This window comes from Aurantimonas sp. Leaf443 (assembly GCF_001425575.1).
Classification (GTDB): Bacteria; Pseudomonadota; Alphaproteobacteria; order Rhizobiales; family Rhizobiaceae; genus Leaf443.
This window is the reverse complement of the sequence record NZ_LMRD01000007.1, coordinates 401,995-423,732: the sequence shown is the minus strand read 5'-3', so window position 1 is coordinate 423,732 and position 21,738 is coordinate 401,995. Positions and strand designations below refer to the sequence as shown.

Below are 21,738 nucleotides of genomic sequence, written 5' to 3'. Positions count from 1 at the left end.
GCGACCCGCCGGCGTGTCATGCGTCGGGGCAGAGGCTGCGGGCGATTTCTTTTGGGAGGACTACACATGCTGAAATCTCTGACGAAGGCGGCCCTTGCGACGAGCCTTCTCGTATCGCTCGGAAGCCTCGCCTCGGCGAGCGAAAACCTGCAGCAGATGTCGCAGGACGCCAAGCAGTGGGTCATGCCCACCGGCGACTACGGCAACCAGCGCTATTCGACGCTCGACAAGATCAACAAGGACAACGTCAAGAGCATGGTCCCGGCGTGGACCTTCTCGACGGGCGTCCTGCGCGGCCACGAGGGCTCGCCGCTCGTCATCGGCGACACGATGTACGTGCACACGCCCTTCCCCAACATCGTCTACGCGCTCGACCTGAAGGACCAGGGCTCGATCAAGTGGAAGTACGAGCCCAAGCAGGACCCGAACGTCATTCCGGTCATGTGCTGCGACACGGTCAACCGCGGCGTCGCCTATGCGCCCGGCGCCGACGGCAAGCCCGGCATGATCATCCTGCACCAGGCCGACACCTCGGTCGTGGCGCTGAACGCCGACACCGGCGAGCAGATGTGGTCGGTGCAGAACGGCGATCCCTCGAAGGGCGAGACCGGCACGGCGGCCCCGATGGTCGTCAAGGACAAGGTGATGATCGGCATCTCCGGCGGCGAGTTCGGCGTGCGCGGTTCGCTCACCGCCTACAATCTCGCGGACGGCAAGATGGCCTGGCGCGCCTATTCGACGGGCCCGGACGCGGAGATGCTGTTCGACCCCGAGAAGACCATGTCGCTCGGCAAGCCGGTCGGCGCGGACTCCTCGATCAAGACCTGGGAAGGCGACCAGTGGCAGATCGGCGGCGGCACCACCTGGGGCTGGTATAGCTACGATCCGGCGCTGAACCTCGTCTATTACGGCACCGGCAATCCCTCGACCTGGAACCCCTCCCAGCGTCCGGGCGACAACAAGTGGTCGATGACCATCATGGCCCGCGATGCCGACACCGGCATGGCCAAGTGGGTCTACCAGATGACCCCGCACGACGAGTGGGACTTCGACGGCGTCAACGAGATGATCCTCGCGGACATCCCGGTGAACGGCCAGGACCGCAAGGCCCTCGTGCATTTCGACCGCAACGGCTTCGCCTACACGCTCGACCGTGAGACCGGCGAGCTCCTGGTGGCAAAGAAGTACGATCCGGCCGTGAACTGGGCGACGGAAGTCGTCATGGACAAGAATTCGGACCAGTACGGCCGGCCGCAGGTCGTCGCCCAGTACTCGACCGAGCAGAACGGCGAAGACGTGAACTCGACGGGCATCTGCCCGGCGGCTCTCGGCACCAAGGACCAGCAGCCGGCCTCCTACTCGCCGGACACCAAGCTCTTCTACGTGCCGACCAACCACGTCTGCATGGATTACGAGCCGTTCCGCGTCGCCTACACGGCCGGCCAGCCCTATGTGGGCGCCACGCTGTCCATGTACCCGGCGCCCAACAGCCATGGCGGCATGGGCAACTTCATCGCCTGGGACGCGGGCAAGGGTGAGATCGTCTGGTCGCTGCCCGAGCAGTTCTCGGTCTGGTCGGGTGCCCTCGCCACCAAGGGCGGCGTCGTCTTCTACGGCACGCTCGAAGGCTACCTGAAGGCGGTCGACGCCAAGACGGGCGACGAGCTCTACTCGTTCAAGACCCCGTCCGGCATCATCGGCAACGTGATGACCTACGAGCAGGACAACAAGCAGTATGTCGGCATCCTGTCCGGCATCGGCGGCTGGGCCGGCATCGGCCTCGCGGCGGGCCTCACCGATCCGAACGCCGGTCTCGGCGCGGTCGGCGGCTATGCGGCCCTGTCCAAGTACACCGCGCTCGGCGGCCAGCTGACGGTCTTCACCGTGCCGGACCAGACGGCGGCCAAGTAAGCCGGACGTCATCGATGCTCCCGGGGTCCGGCCCCGGGAGCATCCGCTCGCAGCGACAATGGCCCGGCACCGGCCCGTCAAGGCCCGGTGCCGGTCTCCGCTTGGGAGGGGAGGTGCCGGACCGGGCCGAGGCCTGGCCGGCGCATTGTCGAAGCTTCGGGATGCCGATGGCACCCGCGCGTTGTTTCAAGAGGTTCTGATGACGATGAAGTTCACGGCGGTAATCGGGGCCGTCCTCCTCGGCACGACATCACTCGCCCTGGCGCAGGCTGCCGGCACCACGGTGGTCCCCGCCGGCCAGAGCGCGCCCGCGGCGGCGGCGCCGGCCGCGAGCCAGACGGCCCAGGCGGCGCCCGCAGCGCCCGCCGCCCCGGCGGCGCCCGCGCCTGCTCCCGCCGCATCCTCGGCCGCTCCGGCCGACGCCCAGGCCGCCGCGCCCGCCGCCGCCCCTGCACCGGCCGCCGGCGGCGCGCAGATGGCGAGCGACGCCAAGATGAAGGTCGACGCCCATCCCTCGAAGGACACCGCCACGTCCGGCAACGCGCCGACGCCCGGCGAGCAGGGCAAGTTCGTCGATTCGGCCGGCAACCCGACCTACAGCGTCTCGGCCGACGGCCAGTTCGACTGGTATTCCTGGCGCGGCTACAAGAAATACATGGCCAACTGCATGCAGTGCCACGGACCGGACGGCATGGGCTCGTCCTTCGCGCCGAACCTCACCGAGTCGCTGCAGAATCTCAGCTATTTCGACTTCGCCGGCATCATCGTCTCCGGCCAGCAGAACAAGTGGAACTCCTCCGGCAACTCGATCATGCCGGCCTGGGGCGAGGATCCGAACGTGATGTGCTCGCTCGACGCGATCTACATCTATCTCAAGGGCCGCACGGACGGCGTCGTCCAGCGCGGCGAGCCCAAGCCCCACGCCAAGGACGAGGCCGCCCAGAAGGCCGAGTACGACTGCCTGGGCTTCTAGGGATGCGCGCCCTCACGGCACTGGCCTTCGGCATCGCGAGCCTCTCGGCGCTCGCGGTGTCGCCCGCCTTCGCCCAGGACCGCGAGTTCGGCGGCGAGATCGAGCTCGTCGATCCCGACACGCTGCGCGTCTGCGCCGACCCCAACAACATGCCCTTCTCCAACGAGAAGGAGGAGGGGTTCGAGCAGGCCGTCGCGCGCTTCCTCGCCGGCAAGCTCGGCCGCACCGCCGTCTCCTACTCCTATTTTCCGCAGGTCACCGGCTTCGTGCGCATGACGCTCGGCGCCAATGTCTGCGACGTCATCATCAGCTATCCGCAGGGCGACGAACTCGTCCAGAACACCAACGCCTACTACCGCACGGCCTATGCGCTGGTCGTGCCGAAGGGCGGCGATCTCGACGGAATCGACACGATCGCCGACCCGCGCCTCAAGGGCAAGCGCGTCGGCGTGGTGGCGGGCACGCCGCCGGCGACCTTCCTCGCCAAGGCCGGTCTGATGAGCAAGGCCAAGGCCTACCAGCTGATGGTCGACACGCGCTACGAGAACTCCGCCAAGGCGATGATCGACGATCTCGGCAAGGGCGAGATCGACGCGGCGCTGCTCTGGGGGCCGCTCGCGGGCTATTACGCCAAGGTCTCCGGCAAGGACTACACGGTCGTGCCGCTGACGCATGAAGGCCGCGGGCCGGCTACGACCTACCGCATCACCATGGGCGTGCGGGTCGCCGACCAGGAATGGAAGCGCACGCTCAACCGCGTGATCCAGGAGAACCAGGGCGCGATCGACGAGATCCTCCTCTCCTACGGCGTGCCGCTGCTCGACGAGCAGAACCGCCCGATCGTCTCCAAGGCCGGCGCCGCGACGCCCGATGCCGGCGCGGGCGCCCCGACGCCGAAGGGCTGACGCGTCGGGCCCGGCGCGTGGCGCATCGGGCCCCTCGCCACGAAGGGAAGGCCTCTCATGCTGCACCGTCTCGCGCTCGTGCTTCTCGTCCTTGCGGCGGCGATGCCGGCGGCGTTCGCGCAAGTCGCGGCGACGGTTCCGGAACCTGCCGACTACCGCATGGACGACTACCGCGCGCCGACGCCGGCGACGCTGAAGGGCGCGACCGTGGTCGACACGGCGGCGGCGAAGGCGCTGCACGAGAAGGGCGTCGCCTTCGTCGACGTCATGCCGCGCGCGCCCAAGCCGAAGGGCCTTCCCGCCGGCACGCTCTGGCATCCGAAGGAGCGGCGCGACATTCCAGGCTCGATATGGCTCGTCGACACCGGCTACGGCGCGCTGGCGCCGGTGATGCGCGACTATCTGATGAAGGGGCTGGAAGCCGCGACCCGCGGCGACAAGGCCGCTCCGCTCGTCCTCTACTGCCAGCGCGACTGCTGGATGAGCTGGAACGCCGCCCGGCGGGCGGTGGAGGCGGGCTACGGCGCCGTCCACTGGTATCCGGACGGCACCGACGGCTGGGCGGAGGCCGGCCTGCCGCTCGTCGTCGCCGAACCCGTCGCCCGGCCCGACGAGTAGCGCCGGCCGGCGCCGGGCCTCAGCGGCCGGCGCCCGTCTCGCGCATCATCGCCCGCACCCGCCGCTCGCTCGCCTGGAGATCCAGGAAGACCGCGTATTTGCGCGCGTGGAAGGCGCGGATCGCCTCGTCGCCGGGCTCCAGCTCGCTTTCGATGCGCGCCATGGACGCGGCCGCCGCCGAGAGGTCCGAGCGGTCGCCGCAGGCGACGGCGCCGAGCATGGCGCTGCCAAGGAGCACGGGCTCCGCGGTGCGCGGCAGCGCGACCGTCAGGCCTGTCGCATCGCTGAGGATGCGCCGCAGGAGGCGCGAGCGGGACGCGCCGCCGGAGACGACGATCGTGCCGGGATCGATGCCCTTCTCGCGGAAGGTCTCGACGATCTGGCGCGTGCCGTAGCTCAGCGCGCACAGGCTCGCCACGAAGAGCCGCGTCAGGCTCTCGGGCGTCGTCTCGAGGGACAGGCCGCAGAGGATCGCCGTCGCGTGCGGATCGGCGTCTGGCGACCGGTTGCCGAGGAACTCGGGCACGATATGGATCGAGGATGCGAGCCGGGCTGCGGCCTCCGGCGATCCGGCGAGCGCCAGCGCGCGCTGCTCCAGGAGATCGAGGACCGAAAGCCCGGCGCCGGCCGCCGCCTCGCGTGCGGCCGGGAAGGCGGGATGCATCGCCACGAGATGGTCCAGCGCGGCGCCATAGGCGGACTGGCCGCCTTCCAGGAGCCAGCAGCCCGGCAGGAGCGCGCGGTCGTAGGGGCCCCAGACCCCCGGCACGAAGACGGGCTCGCGGGTGACGGCCATGACGCAGGACGAGGTGCCCATGATGAGGGCGAGCTCGCTCTTCGGATCGGCGGTCGTGCCCTCCGCCCGGCGCCCGCCGAGCGTCCCGGCGGCACCCGCATGGGCGTCGATCAGCGAGGCGCCGACCGGCGTGCCAGGCGAGAGGCCGAAGGCGTCGGCGGCCTCCCGCGTCAGCCCGTTTGCGAGCGGCGCGCCGATCTCGGCGACCGTCGTGCCCATGCGCGCGAAGCCCTCGTCCGCCAGCGTTTCGAGGCCGATCCTGCGGAAGAAGTCCTCGTCCCAGCGGGACTGGTGGGCGAGATAGGTCCATTTGCAGGTGAGTGTGCAGACAGAACGGGCCTCGCTCCCCGTGGCGCGCCAGGTGAGATAGTCGGAGAGATCGAAGAAATGCCCGGCCGCGGCGAAGGTCTCGGGCCGGTTCTCCTTCAGCCAGAGAAGCTTCGGCGTCTGCATTTCCGGCGAGATGACGCCGCCGACATAGCGCAGCACCGGATGGCCCGTCGCGGTGATCCGGTCGGCCTGGGGAATGGCGCGGTGGTCCATCCACATCACGATGTCGCGGGCGGGATCGTCGGAGGGGCCGACGGGAAGGGGGCGACCGTGCCCGTCGAGGACGACGAGCGAGCAGGTCGCGTCGAAGCCGATGCCCCGCACGTCCTGCGGCCGGGCGCCGGCGAAGCGAAGCGCCTCGCGCACGCAGGCCACCACCGCCTGCCAGATGTCGGCGGAGGACTGTTCGGCGAAGAACCCGTCCTCCTGCCAGATGCGGATCGGGCGGCGGGCCGAGCCGCGCAAGTCCCCGGTGCCGTCGAAGACGCCCGCGCGCGCGCTGGCGGTCCCGACATCGACGCCGACATACAGGGCTGCCATGCTCCCTCCCGGTTCTCCCGGGCCAAGGCACTAGAGCATCGCGCCGCGCAGCGGAAGCGCGTTCAGGCCGCTCCCCTCACGCCAGATAGTCGCGCAGCGTCGCCTCCACGCCCTTCTCCCAGAGCGAGCGGAGCTGGGTGGCGAAGGCCGTCGCGAAGGTCTCGTCCGCGGCCAGATCCCCGTAGACGTCCTTCAGCGCGAGGAAGGCGGACGGGTCGGTCCGCGCGGCCTCGGCCGCCGTCCGGATGCGGTCGAGATTGGGGTCGACCAGCGGCATCTCGCGCCCGCTTTCGGAGGGGCCGCCGAGCGCCCGGCACCAGAGGGCGGAGACGAGGGCGAGCCCGTCGATCCCCTTTCCCGCCGCCAGCCGGTCGCGGATCGTCGGCACGATGAATTTGGGCTGGCGGTTCGAGCCGTCGAGCGCGAGGCGCGCGGCCGTGTCGCCGATCTTGGGGTTGGAGAAGCGGTGCTCGATGAGCCGGGCATAGTCTTCGAGCGAGGTGTCGGGCACAGGCGGCACGACGGGGATGATCTCCTCGCGCGTCAGCTTGGCGAGGAAGGCGCGGATGAGCGGATGTTCCATCACCTCGTGCACGAAGCGGATGTCGAGGAGGACGCCGGGATAGGCGATCGCCGCATGGCCGCCGTTGAGGATGCGGATCTTCATCAGCTCGTAGGGCGCCACGTCCTCGACGAAGGTGACGCCGACCTCCTCCAGCGCCGGGCGCCCGGTCGGGAAGCGGTCCTCCATCACCCATTGCTTGAACTCCTCGCAATAGACCGGCCACTGGTCGGCGATGCCGAACGTCGCCTCCAGATGCTCGATCTCGCGCGCGCTGGTGGCCGGCGTGATGCGGTCCACCATCGAGTTCGGGAAGGCGACCTGTCCGCGGATGAAGGCGGCGAGCTCGGGATCGGAGAGTTCGGCCGTGCCGGCGACGGCGTCGAGCGTCACGGCGCCGTTGTGGGGGATGTTGTCGCAGGACATGACGGTGAAGGGCGCGACGCCCCGGGCGCGGCGCGCCTTGAGGCCGGCGACGATCAGGCCGAAGACGGTCTTGGGCGCCTCGGGATGGGCGCCGTCGGCGGCGATGGCGGGGTGGGCCGGGTCGAAATGGCCGGTCGAATCGACGAAATAGCCGCCCTCGGTGATCGTCAGCGAGACGATGCGGATGGCGGGATCGGCAAGCCGCGCGACGATGGCGGCGGCGTCGCCGATCGGCAGGAACTCGATCATTGGTCCGGTGACGCGCGCCGCGCTGCGGTCGCTGTCCTGTTCGACGACGGTGGTGAGGAAATCCTGCGCGGCGAGCTTGTCGCGCATCGCCGTCTCCAAGGGCAGGACGCCCGCCCCGACGATCGCGAAATCGTGGCCCTTGCCGGTCTCGAACAGCGCGTCGAGATAGACGCCCTGATGCGCGCGGTGGAAGTTGCCGACGCCGAAATGCAGGATGCCGGCGGTCAGGGCGGCGCGGTCGTAGCTCGGCACGGCGACGGTTCGCGCCACCGCCGGCAGGGTCGCGGAGGAAAGGGTGACGCTCATGGTCGGAATTCCCGTCTCTGGGTCTGGTCGGGGGGCGGTCGGCGCTCGGAGCAAGCGCCGGCCTTCGGGGGTCTCAAGGCGCGCCCGGCCATGCGGCGGGCGGTGCCTCTCGTCGGCGGCGATGACGCCCGGGGCTATGGCGGCAAAGCGCCGGGCTCCGGTTCGCCGTCAGCTCATCCAGTTGCCGCCGTCGACATTGTAGGTCTGGGCGACGATGTAGTCGGCCTCCTTCGAGGCGAGGAAGATCGCCATGCCGGCCAGATCCTCGGCCGTGCCCATGCGCCCGAAGGGCACCTCGGCGGCGACGAGGCGCTTCTTCTCGCCGAGCGGCCGGTTCTCGTACCGGGCGAAGAGCGCGTCGACGCCGTCCCAGTGCTCGCCGTCGACGACGCCGGGCGCGATGGCGTTGACGTTGATGCCGTGCTTGATGAGGGCCAGGCCCGCCGACTGGGTGAGCGAGATCATCGCCGCCTTGGTGGCGCAGTAGACGGTGACGAGCGCCTCGCCGCGCCGGCCGGCCTGGCTCGCCATGTTGACGATCTTGCCGCCCTGGCCGCGCTCGATCATGTGGCGCGAGACCGCGCGCATCATGAAGAGGGGCCCCTTCACGTTGACCGCGAAGAGCCTCTCGTAGGACGCTTCCTCCACCTCGTTCACCGGCGCCATGTCGAAGAGGGCGGCGTTGTTGACGAGGATGTCGATCGGGCCTTCGGCGGCGATCTCGGCGACGACGCGGTCGATCTCGGCGACCTTCGTCACGTCGAGCTGCCGGGCGCTCGCCTCCGGCCCGATGGACGCGGCGGCCGCCTCGGCGGCCTTGCCGTCGATGTCGAGGAGGACGACGCGCGCGCCTTCCGCGACATAGGCCTTGGCGAAGGCGAGGCCGATGCCGCGCGCCGAGCCGGTGATGACGGCGCGTTTTCCTTCGAGGCGTCTCATCGGATCGCAAGTCCCTTCTCGTCGAAGCGGTGGATCTGGCCGGGCTCGGGGGTGAGCGCGACGCGGTCGCCATGGGCGACGCGGAACTCGCCGGGCGCGCGGGCCGTCACGCCCTGGCCGTCGTCGAGCTTGACGTGCACGAACGTGTCGGAGCCCAGATGCTCCGAGACGCCGGCGGTGCCCGTGAGCGGCCCCGTGCCGGTGCCGATGGTCAGATGCTCGGGCCGCACGCCGACGCTCGTCGCGCCGTGGCTCGCGGCGAAGGGCCCGGTGAGGATGTTCATCTTGGGCGAGCCGATGAAGCCGGCGACGAAGAGGTTGGCCGGGCTGCGATAGAGGTCGAGCGGCGACCCGACCTGCGCGATCGAGCCCTTGTTGAGGACGACGATCTTGTCGGCCATCGTCATCGCCTCGACCTGGTCGTGGGTGACGTAGATCATCGTGGTCTTCAGCTGCTGGTGCAGCTCGGAGAGCTCGAGCCGCATGTTGACGCGCAGCGCCGCGTCCAGATTCGACAACGGCTCGTCGAAGAGGAAGCCCTTGGGCTCGCGCACGATGGCGCGGCCGATGGCCACGCGCTGGCGCTGGCCGCCGGAGAGTTCGCGCGGGCGCCGGGCGAGATAGTCGGTGAGGTTCAGCGTGGCGGCGGCGGCGCGGATCTTCTTCTCGCGCGCGGCCTTGTCCAGGCCGGCCATCTTCAGGGGAAAGCCGATATTGTCGGCGACGCTCATATGCGGATAGAGCGCGTAGGACTGGAAGACCATCGCCAGCTCGCGCTTGGCCGGCGAGACGTCGGTGACGTCGCGCCCGTCGATCTCGATCCGGCCGGCGCTCGCGTCCTCCAGCCCCGCGATGATGCGCAGGAGCGTCGACTTCCCGCAGCCCGAGGGGCCGACGAAGACGACGAACTCGCCGTCCTCGATCTGAAGGTCGATGCCCGGGATGACGTCGATGTCGCCGAAGCTCTTCTTGACGGATTTCAGCGTGATCGCGCTCATGCCGGCACTCCGGACTTGACGGGGGAAAGGCTCACTTGACGGCTCCGAAGGTGAGACCGCGCACGAGCTGCTTCTGGGAGAACCAGCCGATGATGAGGATCGGGGCGATCGCGAGCGTCGAGGCGGCGGAGAGCTTGGCGTAGAAATTGCCCTGGGGGCTGGAGAAGGAGGCGATGAAGGCCGTCAGCGGCGCGGCGTTCGTCGTCGTCAGGTTCAGCGTCCAGAAGGCCTCGTTCCAGGCCAGTATGACGTTGAGGAGGACGGTGGAGGCGATGCCGGGGATCGCCATCGGCGCCAGGACCTGCGTGATCTCCTTGGCGAGCGAGGCCCCGTCCATGCGGGCCGCCTCCAGGATGTCGACGGGGATCTCCTTGAAGTAGGTATAGAGCATCCACACCACGATCGGCAGGTTGATGAGGAAGAGGATGACGATCATGCCGATGCGCGAGTCGAGAAGGCCGAAGCGCACGAAGAGGAGATAGACCGGGATCAGCGCGCCGACGGCGGGCATCATCTTGGTCGAGAGCATCCACAGGAGCACGTCCTTGGTGCGCCTGGTCGGCGAGAAGGCCATGGCCCAGGCGGCGGGGATGGCGAAGATCAGGCCGAGCAGGGTGGAGCCGAGCGACAGGATCACCGAATTCCACAGGAACGAGAAGTAGTTCCGCTGCTCCTGGATCGCCGTGTAGTTCTCGGTCGTCCAGTCGAAGAAGACGAATTTCGGCGGGATGGAGATCGCGTCGAGCTCGGACTTGAACGAGGTGACGATGGTCCACAGGATCGGGAAGAAGATCAGGAGGCCGACCGCCCAGGCGAGGACGGTCATGCCGATCTTGCGGCCGTTGGAGACGCGACGGGCCATGGGTCAGGCCTCCAGGTTCTTGCCGATGAGGCGCACGAGGAAGAAGGCGACGATGTTGGCGATGATCACGGCGACGATGCCGCCGGCGGAGGCCGCGCCGATGTCGGAGTTCAGGATCGCGAGGCGATAGACGAGATAGGTGATGTTGGTCGTCGCCGAGCCCGGTCCGCCGTTCGTCGTCACCAGGATCTCGGCGAAGACGGAGAGGAGGAAGATCGTCTGGATGAGGATCACGACGGTGATCGCGCGGCTCATGTGCGGCAGCGTGATGTACCAGAAGATCGAGAGCGGTCCCGCCCCGTCCATGCCGGCCGCCTCCTTCTGGTCCTCTGACAGGGACTGGAGCGCGGTGAGGAGGATGAGGGCGGAGAAGGGCAGCCACTGCCAGGCGACGATGACGATGACCGAGAAGAGCGGATATTCGGAGAGCCAGTCGATCGAGCCGATGCCGACGGCGTTGAGGAACTGGCCGATGACGCCGTAGACCGGGTTCATCATCATGTTCTTCCACACGAGCGCGGCGACCGTGGGCATGACGAAGAAGGGCGAGATGACCAGAAGCCGGACGATGCCGACTCCGTAGAAGACCTGGTCGAGGAGAAGCGCCACGAGGACGCCGCCGACGATGGTGATGGCGAGCACGCCGAGGACGAGCACGAGCGTGTTGCGCAGGGCCGTCAGGAACTCGGGATCGGCGAGAAAGTAGGTGTAGTTCTCGAGGCCGACGAAGGGCGTCGCCGTCGGGTCGAACAGGCTGTAGGCGAGCGTCGAGAAGTAGAGCGTCATGACCAGCGGCACGATCATCCACGCAAAGAGCGCGATGACCGTGGGGGCGATCATGAAGCGGGCCGCCGATTTGGTTTGAAGCGTCGCCATGGGACCGATCCGTCGGGATGAGCGTGAGGAACGCCGCGCCGGCAGCGCGCGCGTGGAGCGCGGCGAAGGGCGGAACGTCGTTCGCGTCGGGAGGCCGTCGGGTCCCGCGCGAGGCCTCGCAGAGGCGCCGCGCGGGAGGAGGGTGCCGTTACTTGATGTAGCCGGCGCGGGTCATCTCGCGCGTGGCGGCCGACTGGGCGGCGGCGAGCGCGGCGTCGACGGTCGAGGCGCCCGAGAGCGCGGCCGACATCTGCTGGCCGACCGCCGTGCCCAGGCCCTGGAACTGCGGGATCGCGGCGAATTGCAGGCCGACATAGGGCTTGTCGGGACCGGCCGAGGGATCGGCCTTGTTGATCGCGGCGAGCGTCTGCGCGGCGAAGGGCGCGGCCTTGGTATAGTCCGGGTTCTCGTAGAGCGAGGTGCGCGTGCCCGGGGGCACGTTCGCCCAGCCCTCCTTGGAGGCGACGAGCTCGGCATAGGCCTTGGAGGTCGCCCAGGCGATGAAGGTCTCGGCGGCCTCCTTCTTCTGCGACGAGCTCGGGATGGCGAGCGACCAGGCCCAGAGCCAGTTCGCGCCCTCGTTGGGGCAGTTCTGCGTGCCGCAGGGCGCCGGGGCGAAGCCGACCTTGTCGGCGACCTGGCTCTGCTTGGGGTCGGTCACGAAGGAGGCGGCGACGGTGGCGTCCATCCACATGCCGCACTTGCCCTGGCCGAAGAGCGAGAGCGTCTCGTTGAAGCCGTTGGAGGCCACGCCCGGAGGCCCGTATTTGGTCAGGAGATCGACATAGAGGGTGACGGCCTTCTTCCAGCCCTCGCTCTCGAACTGCGGCTGCCACGAGGCGTCGAAATAGTTCGCGCCGAACCCGCGGGCCATGTTGCCGAGGAAGGCCATGTTCTCGCCCCAGCCGGCCTTGCCGCGCAGGCAGATGCCGTAGACGCCCGCCGACTTGTCGGTCATCTTCTCGGCCGCCTCGGCGATGAAGTCCCAGGTGGGCTTCTCGGGCATGGTCAGCCCGGCCTTCTCCATCAGATCCGTGCGGTAGAGCGTCATGACGCTCTCGGCATAGAAGGGCGCGGCGTAGAGCTTGCCGTCCGTCGACAGGGCGGCGCGGATCGGCGGCAGCAGGTCGTCGGCGTCGTAGTCGGCGCCCAGATTGTCGAGCGGGGCGAGCCACTGCTGCTTGGACCAGATCGGCACCTCGTAGGTCCCGATCGTCATGATGTCGAACTGGCCGCCCTTGGTGGCGATGTCCGTCGTCACGCGCTGGCGCAGGATGTTCTCCTCCAGCGTCACCCAGTTCACCTGGATGTCCGGATGGGCCTTGGTGAATTCCGACGTCAGACCCTGCATGCGGATCATGTCGTTGTTGTTGACCGTGCCGATGGTCAGCGTCTCGGCGCGGGCCACGCCGCAAAGGGCGAGAAGCGACACCGCCCCCGCCAGGACCTTCAACGAATGCATGGAACCTCCCAATCCCGTTGCGAGCAATTGATCGCTCTTCGGGCAAATGTTCGTATGAAGGCCTGACAGTGTCAATGGACCGGTTGTGCTGCACCGCACAAAATCGACGCTGCGCGTGCGCCGTCGGGCCGCGCGGACCTTGGGTGGGATGAATCGGGATGGGAGGGTCCGCGGTCGCCGGGGCGGGCGGCGCCGGCGTCAGTCTTCGAGAAGGCTTCTGGCCGTCGTCTCGTCGGTGATGACGCCGTTCAGCAGCGCGCCGAGCGCGGCGCGAAGGGCCGGCCGCTTGGCCGCGCCCATGGCCACGCCGATCACCGTGCCCCGCGCGGTCGAGGGGAGGGGGGCGCTCGCCACGCGTTCGTTGAAGGCGCAGTCGATGATCCGGCCGTCCGCGCCGAAGATCCAGCCGCAGATCTCGCCGACGGCGCCGGCGCGTGCGATCTCCTCCTCCTCCTCGCGGCCGATGAACCGGTCGAGAAGGAGCGGCGTCTGCGGGCCGATCTCGCCGACGCCCACGAAGCTCGTATCGGCTTGCGCGGCAAGGGCGAGGGTCGAGCGGATGACCTTCTGCTCGTGCAGGAGGGCGCGCTCCTGCGCGGAGGAGACGACGACGGGCAGCGGCATCGGGTAATGCGGCGCCTCGACGCGGTCGGCCATTGAGAAGATGACGTTGTAGAGCGCGGCCGAGCCGTCCGGCGCCACATTGCCGGTGAGCGAGACGATGCGGTGCTGCGGGCAGCGGATCGTCGCCGGCAGGTGCTCGACGGCGGCCTTCAGCGTGCGCCCCGTGCCGATGGCGAGGATGATCGGAACGGGCGAAAGGAGGCGGCGCTCCAGCTCGTCGGCGCAGGCCTGCGCGATGCCGAGCGTGGTGGAGCCGGAGGCGGGATCGCTCGGCACGACCTCGGCATAGGCGAGGCCGAAACGCGCCTTCAGCCGGGCGCCGAGATCGAGGCAGGCGGCGATCGGATGGTCGATGCGCACGCGCACGAGGCCGGCGCTCATCGACAGCGAGACGAGGCGCTGCACGCTCTGGCGCGACAGGCCGAGCTTGCCGGCGATCTCCTCCTGCGTGTTGCCGGCGACGTAGTAGAGCCAGCCGGCCCGGGCCGCCTCGTCGAGGCGAGAGACCTCTTCCTCCCGCGGCTTGCTCATCTCATGCTCCCCGATATCGCCGGAACCAGTAGAGGGCCGGGCGGGCGAAGGGCAAGCCTTCGCGTGCGGCTCAGGGCGCGGCGCGCTGGTCCTCCACGCTCGCCAGATGCGCGATGACCTTTTCCAGGAGCCAGTACCAGGCCTGTTCCTCCTCGGGCCCGGCCGTCTTGTCGATGGCGATCTTGAGATAGGCGATCTCGTCCTCGATCTTCTCCGGCGCCAGCATGGAGAGGCGCGAGACGAGGATCGCGGCCTCCAGCACCGCCGCCTTGGCGCGGTTCATGCCGGTGAAGGGGCGATGCTGGCCGGAGGCGGCGACGCGGCAGCGAAAGCGCGGGCGCACCGGATCGTCCTTCACGTCGACGACCTCGAGGACGTCATGGGCGAGGGCGGCTTCGAGGCGCGGCACCGGGCAGTTCTCCAGCGCCGTCAGCGGCCAGTCGCGCCGGCCGGTAAGGCAGCCGGCGAAGATCTTCGCCTCGTCCGTGTAGTTGGCGACGACGGTGCCGGTGGCGCGGATATTGGCCAGCGTGCGCGAGGGGTGGAACGGCGCCACGATCCAGTGCTCGCCCTCGGCGATGATGCCGAGCGGGGCGATGTGGACCGCGCCGTCCGGCGACGCGCTGGTCAGGATGGTCTCGCTTATATAGGGCATCGGCATCTCCTCGCCCGTCTTCTGCCACGGCGCGGGCCGGCAGGCGAGCGGTGCGCTCAGCCCTTGCGGCCGGCCTTCAGCGTGTGGCCGGCCTCTTCCAGCCGCGTGCGGTCGATCTCGGCATCGGGCGGGGTGGCGACGCCGAAGTCGAGCCGGTTGTCCTGCGCGTAGCGCTTGCCGAGCCGCCAGGCGATCTCGGCCTTCTGCAGTTCGGCGCCGAGATAGAAGGCGTGGGCGGGGTCGTTCTCCACCTCGATCTTCGGATAGAAGTCGAAGGCGTCCTGCGCCACCTCATGCATCCCGCGCGTGTAGAGATGGATGCCGTCCTCGGCCGTCTCGATGCGGTAGTTGCGGTCCTTCACGGACTCGGCCTGCACCGCGATCTCGCCGGGCGTCGCGCCGTGGGGCTTGACGTCGTGCACCTGCAGGAGGCCCGCGCCGTAGCCGCGCGGCAGCGCGCCGTCGGCGCGCGCGGCGAACATCATGCGGCGCGCGGCGTCGTGTTCCTCGATCGTGCGGCGCGTGTGGGGGCTGACATGGACGACGAGGAGGTTGCGGATGGCAAGCTCCGAACAGATGCCGAGGAGCAGGGCCGTGATGCCCGACGTGTCGGCGTCGGTGAGTTCGGTCAGATTGCCCGTCCCCATCAGCATCTCGATGTCGGGATGGGCCGCTCGCAGCGCATGGTAGCGCGACAGCGAGGCGGAGAAGCCGAAATGGATCGGATCGAGGATCGGGTCCGCCAGGAAGGCGATGCCCATGGCGCGGGCCTTCGCGATGGCGCGGTCGAGCGACTCCATGTCGTGCGGGCGCGCGGGCACGAGCACCGGCACCGCCGGCCCTTCCGCCGCGATCGCGAGCGTCTCCTCGTTGAGGGAGAGGAGGAAGTCGGCGCCGGCGCGCGTGGCGCGGGACAGTTCCTGCGGGCTGGCGCTGTCGACGCTGACCTTCAGCCCCGCGCCCTTCAGCGCCGCGATCGCCTCTTCGAGATGGGGGAAGGGCGTGTCGGGCAGGCAGCCGAGGTCGATGACGTCGGCGCCGGCCGCGCGCATCGGCAGGGCGCGGGCGAGGAGGTCGGCCGTCGAGAGGGCGGTGGCGTCGACGATCTCGGCGAAGATCGCCGTGTCGTGGCGCGACAGGTCCGGCGGCGCGCCCTTGCGCCCGAGAAAGGCGGGAAGGTCGGCGAGTTCCTCCGGGCCCCGCGTGAAGGGCACGCCGAAGCTTGCGGCCAGACGATCGAGATCGGCGCGGCAGCGGCCGGGCAGGATCACGCGGTCGGCCTCGACCGGCCGCTCCAGCCGCCGCTCGATGATCTCTCCGGTGGCGAGGGCGGCGACCTTCACGCCGATATCGGCGATGCGCCAGTCGAAGGCGGTCTCGCCGAGCCCCTCCAGCACGCGCTGCAGGCGGGGCCGGGCGAGATGGCCGGTAAGGAAGAGCAGTCGTTCGCGTGTCATGCCCGGCGCCGGCCGTCGCTTCTCTCGTTGGAAGGATCGAGGTCGCGTGCCCGGCGGCCCTTGCCGTCTCTATGCCGGGCGCCGCCGCCAAATGCAAAGCGGCGGCGGGACGCTACTGCGCCGCGACGAGCGCCTGCCCGTGGCAGGCGACGCGCACGCCCGGCGCCTCGCCGCGCGCCAGAAGCGCGCCGGCGCGCGGCAGTTCGGACGGGCCGCACAGATGCAGCGCCGTGCCGGGGTCCAGATGGTCGGGAAAGGCGGGGTCGACGATCTGCGCCCGCACCAGCGCGTCGAGCACCGTGCCCGCCGGCACGTCGATCTGCTTCATCACGACGAGGCGCGATGCCTGCAGCCGGCCGGCGAGCCAGGCGGCGAGGCTGTCGGAGGTCACGCTCCAGTCGCGCGCGATGTCGGGATCGGACAGGGCCATGGTGGAGGGCATCCAGACGGCGATCGCGCCGCGCCCGGTGGCGGCCTCCATCTCCTGCGCGTCGCGCGTCTCCACGAGGCGCGTGCCGAGCGCCACGATGGCGCGGCCGTACTGTTCCATCGCGTGGATCGCCATGACATGGGCGGTGTCGTCGTCGAAGCCCATGCGGGCCTGCGCGCGGCGCACCGCGTCGGCGAAGGGGCCGCCGCCCGGCACCACGACGAGCGGGGCGGCGGAGAGTTCGATGGCCGCGATCCAGCGCGGCAGTTCGGGCGAGACGGCGAAACTGCCGCCGAGCTTCAAGACCGTGAGGTTCTGCATGGGTGCCGGCCTCCCTGGCCCGGCGGACGGTCGCCGGCGCCTCTGCGGGCGCTCGGCAACGAAAGGTGGTGCAGCTTAACGTCGCACAAGCCGCTCCGATCCATGGGGAATCCGGCGCGGCCCGGCGATTTCGCGCTCAGGACGCCGCGCGCCGCCGCTCGATCTCGATGCCGACCGCGCCGGGCCCCAGCGCCAGCTTCTCCACCCGCACCGTCACCGCGCGCACGCGCCCGTCGCAGAGGAGGCGCTCGGCGAGATCCACGGCGAGCGTCTCCACGAGCTCCACATGCCCGCGCGCCGTCACGAGGCGCACGGCGTCCATGATGATGTCGTAGGAGTAGATGTCGGCCATGCCGCGCGGGTCGGCGCCCAGCGGCTCGATGCGGGCCTCGACGCCGAAGCGCACGTCCTGGCGCCGGCCGCGCTCGTGACCGTAGGCGCCGATCTCCATCGGCACGACCATGTCGCGCACGAAGACGAGGTCGCCGTCCTGCGAGGCGATGCTCGCCGCCGCCGGGCGGGCGGCGTCCTGCGCCTGATCGAGGATGCGGCGCAGCCCGCGCACGGCCGCAAGCGAGACCGGATCGGCGCGCCCGCCCGCCGTCAGCGCGCCGCGAAAGCCGAGATAGTCGGGCGCAGCCGCCGACAGGCGCGAAACGTCGGGCGCCTCGAGCGAGCCGGCAAGGCCCGTCATCAGGCCGAGCGCGCGGGCCTCCTCGACGAAGGCGGCCAGTTCCGGCAGGGCGAGATGGGCGAGGAGGCCGCGCGGGCGCCCGTCGTCCCCGCGCCCCTTGCCGATCGTGTCGATCATCGCCCCGGCGAAGCCCGCCTTCGCCAGATCCGGCAGGAGCGTCGGGTCGAACGCGCCGTCGGCGAACAACACGGCGACGAGCCGGGTCTGCCGCGCGGCCGGCGCCAGCGCCTCGACGACGGCGAGGCGGGCCGCTCGGGTGGCGGGAAACAGCCCCACCTTGACGAAATGGGCCGCCTTCAGCCCGTCCACGGCCGAGAGAACCGCCTCGCTCTCCATCGGCAGGTCGCCGGCCACCGCCGAGACGGGCCGCTCGCCCCCCACCGCCGCGATCACCTCGGCCAGCACCTGCGGGGAGACGGCGCCGAGCGCGCCCTTGTCGGGATCCTTCAGGTCGACGATGTCGGCGCCGCCCTCCACGACGATCCGCGCCTCGGCCGCATCGCGCACGCTGGCGAGAAGCTTCATCGGGCCGCTCCCGGGGCGGACTCGCATGCGGGCACAACGGGAAAAACTGCCCGTTGCCTTGCATCGGGGCGTCGTACAGTCATGTCTCTCAAGCCTTGTCCTCGTGCCCCGCGCGGGGACACAAAACCAATTCCGCCGGCGCCACAAGGGCGAACCGGCGGACCGGGAGGACCTGCCCCATGATTTCGCCGCGCCTTCTCAGCGCCGCCCTCTGCGGCACGCTCGTCGTCTCGTCCCCGAACGCGCGCGCGCAGGACGGTGCCGCCGCCCCCGCGCCCGCAAGGCCTGCCGCGGCGGCCCCCGCGGCCAAGGCGGTGGAGACGGTGAAGGTCGGCTTCCTGCGCACCTACGAGCGGACGCTCGCGCTCTCGGCGCTCGACATTCCGCCGGAGGACATCGGCCTTGCGGGCGCGAGCGTCGGCATCGCCGACAACAACACGACCGGCGCCTTTCTCGGCCAGCGCTTCGACCTTGAGACCGTGACGCTCAAGCCCGGCGAGGACGTGACGGCGCCCGCCCGCAAGATGCTGGAGGAGGGAACGCACTATATCGTGACCGACCTCTCGGCCGCCGACACGCTGGCCGTCGCCGATCTGGCGAAGGATTCGAACGGCCTCGTCCTCAATGCCGGCGCGCTCGACGACGGGCTGCGCGAGGAGAACTGCCGCGCCAACCTCCTGCACACGGCGCCGACCTATTCGATGCTGACCGACGGGCTGGCGCAGTATCTGATGTGGAAACAGTGGCGGAACTGGGCGCTGGTCGAGGGCGAGCACCCGGCCGACCAGGCCTTCGCGACGGCGCTGAAGAACTCGGCCGCCAAGTTCGGCGGCACGATCGTCGGCGAGAAAGTGTTCAAGGACGAGGGCGGGGCGCGCGCCACCGACAGCGGTCAGGCGCTGGTGCAGCGCCAGATCCCGGTCTTCCTGCAGGAGCTGCCGGACCACGACGTGCTGCTCGTCGCCGACGAGAGCGAGGTCTTCGGCTCCTACGTGCCCTGGCGCAACTGGGTGCCGCGGCCCGTCGCCGGCACGGCGGGGCTGACGCCCGGTTCCTGGCATCCGGCCAGCGAGCAATGGGGCGGGGCGCAGATCCAGAACCGCTTCGAGAAGGCGGTCGGCCGGCGCATGGAGGCGAAGGACATGCAGGTCTGGACGGCGGTGCGCGTGCTCGGCGAAGCCGCCTCGCGCACGCAGAGCGTCGATCCCGCCAAGCTCGACGCCTTCATCAAGGGGCCGGACTTCACCGTCGCCGCCTTCAAGGGCCAGCGCCTCACCTTCCGCGACTGGAACTGGCAGCTGCGCCAGCCCGTGCTACTGGGCACCGAGGATTCGGTCGTCTCGGCCTCGCCGCAGGAGGGCTTCCTGCATCAGGTGTCGGAGCTCGACACGCTGGGCACGGACCGGCCAGAGACCAAATGCGCGCTCTGAGCCGCATCGCCGCCGGAACGCCGGGCTCCGGCGCTTGACGGCGAGGGGAAACCGGCGCGCATAAGGGGCCGGAGCCAACCGGAACCTGCCCTTGTCCCTGAAGCTGCGCCTTGCCACGACGCTCGCCGTCACCTTCTGCCTGCTCCTGGCCGCCGGCGCCTTCCTCGCGCTCGGACAGGCGCAGCGGCGCGTCTCGGCCGAGCTGGAGGCGGCGCGCAGCGTGGCGTCCAACCGCGTGGCGCAGGCGCTGGCCGAACTGCCGGCCTCGCGCCAGCCGGTCGTCGATCTCGAAGCCTTCGCCCGCAGCTTCAACGGCGACCGCCACGTGCAGATGATGCTGATCGATTCCAAGGGCATCGTGCGCGCCGCCTCGCAGCTCGCCGGCGATTCCGGCCCCATTCCCGACTGGTTCCTGACGCTCGTCGCGCCCAGATCGCGCACCGTCGTCATGCCGCTGACCGGGCGCGCCTCGCCCTTCGTCGCCGCCGCCGTGTCGATCGATCCGCGCAACGAGGTGTCGGAGGTCTGGACGGATCTCGCGCTTGCGCTCCTCACCGTCGTCGCCTCGGTGCTGGCGGGGTTCGTCGCGGTCTATCTCGTCGCCGGCCGCGCCTTGCGCCCCTTGCGCGATCTGGAGGCGGCCTTCTCCCGGATCGGGGCCGCCGGGCCGGCGCTGCGGCTGCGCGAGGCCGGTCCCCCGGAGGTCCGGGCGCTGGCACGCGGCTTCAACGCCATGGCCGCCCGGCTCGACGACATCTCCGTCAGCAACCGCCGCCTGTCGGAACATCTCCTGCACCTGCAGGACGAGGAACGGGCGGAACTGGCGCGCGACCTCCACGACGATGTCGGCCCGCTGCTCTTCGCCGTGGACGTCGACGCCTCCACCATCAAGCGCGCGGCCCTGAAGGCGGGCGAGGGCGAGACGGCGACGCGCGCCGGCGCCATCCAGGCGAACGCCCATCGGGCCCGCCAGGAGCTGCGCCGCATCCTCGGCAACCTGCGGCCCGGCCTCCTGCCGGGCCTCGGCCTGAAGGCGATGGTCGAGGACATGGCCGGGACGCTCGCCCAGCGCCATCCCGAGACGCAGTTCGTCCTCGATCTGGCCGACGGCGATTTCGGCGGGCCGCTGGAGACCATGGTCTTCCGCGCCATCCGCGAGGCGGTGTCGAACGCGCTGCGCCATGGCGAGCCGCGCCGCGTCACGATCCGGGTGGGTCCGCGGGGCGACGTCCTGCGCTTCGCGGTCACCGACGACGGCGGCGGCCTGCCGGAGAGCGGCACAAAGGGCGGCTTCGGCCTCGTGGGCATGGCCGAGCGCCTGCAGGCGGCCGGCGGCCGGCTGACGGTGGAACACGTGCCGCTGCCGCCGGGCGTGCGCGTCACGGGCGAGGCGCCCCTGCCGGGCACGGCGCGAAAGGGCGCGGGCGAAGAGCCGGCGCCGGAGAAGAACGGGCAGGGGCCGGACGGGTTCGCTGCCGAAGGGACGGGTCGGGAGGCCGCGCAATGAAGATCCTGATCGTGGACGATCACACCGTGGTGCGCGACGGCGTGCGACGCCTCGTGGAGGGACTGCCCGTCACGCAGATCGGCGAGGCGGAATCGCCCTCCGAGGCGCTCGCCGCCTTCCGCAAGCTGCGTCCGGACGTGACCATCCTCGACATCAACCTGAAGAACGGCTCGGGCCTCGACGTGCTGCGGCGCCTCGTCGCCGACGATCCGGGCGCGCGCATCGTCGTCTTCTCCATGTATTCGGACGTCGTCTACGCGGCCTCCGCACGGCGCGAGGGCGCGCTCGGCTACGTCTCCAAGAGCGCGCCCTCGGACGAGCTCCTCGTCGCCATCGAGAAGGCGATGGAGGGCAAGCCGCATGTCGACGCCGAGACGGCCGCGCTGATGGAGGCGCAGGAGAACACCGCGAGCGGCGCCAAGGACCTCTCGCGCCGCGAATTGCAGATCCTCCACATGCTGGGCGAGGGCCGCAGCCTCAACGACATCGCGCTGGGGCTGGGCGTCGCCTACAAGACCATCGCCAACACCTCGACGCGCATGAAGGAGAAGCTCGGCATGGAGCGCACCGCCGATCTCGTGCGCTTCGCCATCGAGACCAAGGGCGGGCGGATGCTGGGGCGCGAGGGCGAGTCGTGAATGGTTGCGGATTGCGACGGCTCCTCCCTCCTCGCTGTGTGCCGGATGGAGAAGGAGCGATGCGAAGGCGCGCCGAGAGGGGCGACGTGGATGCGGCCCTGGCTCTTCTGGACGCGGCGCCCGACGTTCCGCCGGACGAGGGCGACAAACCGCTCGGCAATCGGGGTCCATAG

The 21,738-nt window shown here is 70.1% G+C and carries 19 protein-coding genes; 7 read left to right on the top strand and 12 right to left on the bottom strand.

Features of this window, described 5'->3' with window-relative positions:
• Positions 1-66: 66 nt before the first annotated feature.
• The 4 genes from ASG48_RS10160 to ASG48_RS10145 all read left to right on the top strand — a co-directional run bounded on the left by ASG48_RS10160 (position 67) and on the right by ASG48_RS10145 (position 4,407).
• A complete protein-coding gene (locus ASG48_RS10160) occupies positions 67-1,911 on the top strand; it encodes a methanol/ethanol family PQQ-dependent dehydrogenase (protein ID WP_055848944.1) in 1,845 nt (614 codons plus the stop codon).
• A gap of 199 nt (positions 1,912-2,110) precedes the next feature.
• Complete coding sequence (locus ASG48_RS18815) at positions 2,111-2,884, top strand: c-type cytochrome (protein ID WP_244486864.1); 774 nt, start codon at positions 2,111-2,113, stop codon at positions 2,882-2,884.
• 2 nt (positions 2,885-2,886) lie between these two features.
• Positions 2,887-3,789: a substrate-binding domain-containing protein gene (locus ASG48_RS10150; protein WP_055848941.1), complete on the top strand. Its 903-nt coding sequence runs from the start codon at positions 2,887-2,889 to the stop codon at positions 3,787-3,789.
• 57 nt (positions 3,790-3,846) lie between these two features.
• Positions 3,847-4,407 (top strand): PQQ-dependent catabolism-associated CXXCW motif protein, encoded by a 561-nt coding sequence (locus ASG48_RS10145; protein ID WP_055848938.1) that lies wholly within the window; start codon positions 3,847-3,849, stop codon positions 4,405-4,407.
• 19 nt (positions 4,408-4,426) lie between these two features.
• On the opposite strand, the gene ASG48_RS10140 is transcribed toward ASG48_RS10145, so the two are convergent.
• The 12 genes from ASG48_RS10140 to ASG48_RS10085 all read right to left on the bottom strand — a co-directional run bounded on the left by ASG48_RS10140 (position 4,427) and on the right by ASG48_RS10085 (position 17,990).
• On the bottom strand, positions 4,427-6,073 hold the full coding sequence (locus ASG48_RS10140) for an FGGY-family carbohydrate kinase (protein WP_055848935.1): 1,647 nt from the start codon (positions 6,071-6,073) through the stop codon (positions 4,427-4,429).
• A 76-nt stretch (positions 6,074-6,149) separates the two neighbouring features.
• The gene (locus tag ASG48_RS10135) at positions 6,150-7,616 is read right to left on the bottom strand and encodes a mannitol dehydrogenase family protein (protein WP_055848933.1); all 1,467 of its coding nucleotides are present in this window, start codon (positions 7,614-7,616) and stop codon (positions 6,150-6,152) included.
• Positions 7,617-7,784: 168 nt separating this feature from the next.
• A complete protein-coding gene (locus tag ASG48_RS10130) occupies positions 7,785-8,555 on the bottom strand; it encodes an L-iditol 2-dehydrogenase (protein WP_055848930.1) in 771 nt (256 codons plus the stop codon).
• Entirely contained in the window at positions 8,552-9,553 is a 1,002-nt protein-coding gene (locus tag ASG48_RS10125) for an ABC transporter ATP-binding protein (protein ID WP_055848927.1), read from the bottom strand. Before ASG48_RS10125 ends, ASG48_RS10130 begins: the two co-directional genes overlap by 4 nt.
• A gap of 31 nt (positions 9,554-9,584) precedes the next feature.
• Positions 9,585-10,415, bottom strand: a complete 831-nt coding sequence (locus ASG48_RS10120; RefSeq protein WP_055848923.1) for a carbohydrate ABC transporter permease — start codon at positions 10,413-10,415, stop codon at positions 9,585-9,587.
• Between the two features lie 3 nt (positions 10,416-10,418).
• Positions 10,419-11,291: a sugar ABC transporter permease gene (locus tag ASG48_RS10115; RefSeq protein WP_055848919.1), complete on the bottom strand. Its 873-nt coding sequence runs from the start codon at positions 11,289-11,291 to the stop codon at positions 10,419-10,421.
• A 148-nt stretch (positions 11,292-11,439) separates the two neighbouring features.
• Positions 11,440-12,753 (bottom strand): sugar ABC transporter substrate-binding protein, encoded by a 1,314-nt coding sequence (locus ASG48_RS10110; RefSeq protein ID WP_055848916.1) that lies wholly within the window; start codon positions 12,751-12,753, stop codon positions 11,440-11,442.
• 198 nt (positions 12,754-12,951) lie between these two features.
• The gene (locus tag ASG48_RS10105) at positions 12,952-13,908 is read right to left on the bottom strand and encodes a sugar-binding transcriptional regulator (protein WP_055848913.1); all 957 of its coding nucleotides are present in this window, start codon (positions 13,906-13,908) and stop codon (positions 12,952-12,954) included.
• A 70-nt stretch (positions 13,909-13,978) separates the two neighbouring features.
• On the bottom strand, positions 13,979-14,563 hold the full coding sequence (locus ASG48_RS10100; protein ID WP_055849726.1) for a DUF447 domain-containing protein: 585 nt from the start codon (positions 14,561-14,563) through the stop codon (positions 13,979-13,981).
• A gap of 56 nt (positions 14,564-14,619) precedes the next feature.
• Positions 14,620-16,020: a DUF6513 domain-containing protein gene (locus ASG48_RS10095; protein WP_055848910.1), complete on the bottom strand. Its 1,401-nt coding sequence runs from the start codon at positions 16,018-16,020 to the stop codon at positions 14,620-14,622.
• Between the two features lie 112 nt (positions 16,021-16,132).
• Complete coding sequence (locus tag ASG48_RS10090; protein WP_055848906.1) at positions 16,133-16,771, bottom strand: hypothetical protein; 639 nt, start codon at positions 16,769-16,771, stop codon at positions 16,133-16,135.
• A 136-nt stretch (positions 16,772-16,907) separates the two neighbouring features.
• Positions 16,908-17,990, bottom strand: coding sequence for a (5-formylfuran-3-yl)methyl phosphate synthase (locus tag ASG48_RS10085; RefSeq protein WP_082529388.1), 1,083 nt, complete (start codon positions 17,988-17,990; stop codon positions 16,908-16,910).
• A 179-nt stretch (positions 17,991-18,169) separates the two neighbouring features.
• Here ASG48_RS10085 and ASG48_RS10080 point away from each other — a divergent pair, with 179 nt between their 5' ends.
• From ASG48_RS10080 to ASG48_RS10070, 3 genes are all read left to right on the top strand, one after another.
• Positions 18,170-19,420, top strand: coding sequence for an ABC transporter substrate-binding protein (locus tag ASG48_RS10080; RefSeq protein ID WP_055848900.1), 1,251 nt, complete (start codon positions 18,170-18,172; stop codon positions 19,418-19,420).
• A gap of 91 nt (positions 19,421-19,511) precedes the next feature.
• Positions 19,512-20,927: a sensor histidine kinase gene (locus ASG48_RS10075; RefSeq protein WP_082529387.1), complete on the top strand. Its 1,416-nt coding sequence runs from the start codon at positions 19,512-19,514 to the stop codon at positions 20,925-20,927.
• Positions 20,924-21,565 (top strand): response regulator transcription factor, encoded by a 642-nt coding sequence (locus tag ASG48_RS10070; RefSeq protein WP_055848898.1) that lies wholly within the window; start codon positions 20,924-20,926, stop codon positions 21,563-21,565. The genes ASG48_RS10075 and ASG48_RS10070 overlap by 4 nt, the downstream gene beginning before the upstream one ends.
• Positions 21,566-21,738 lie beyond the last annotated feature (173 nt).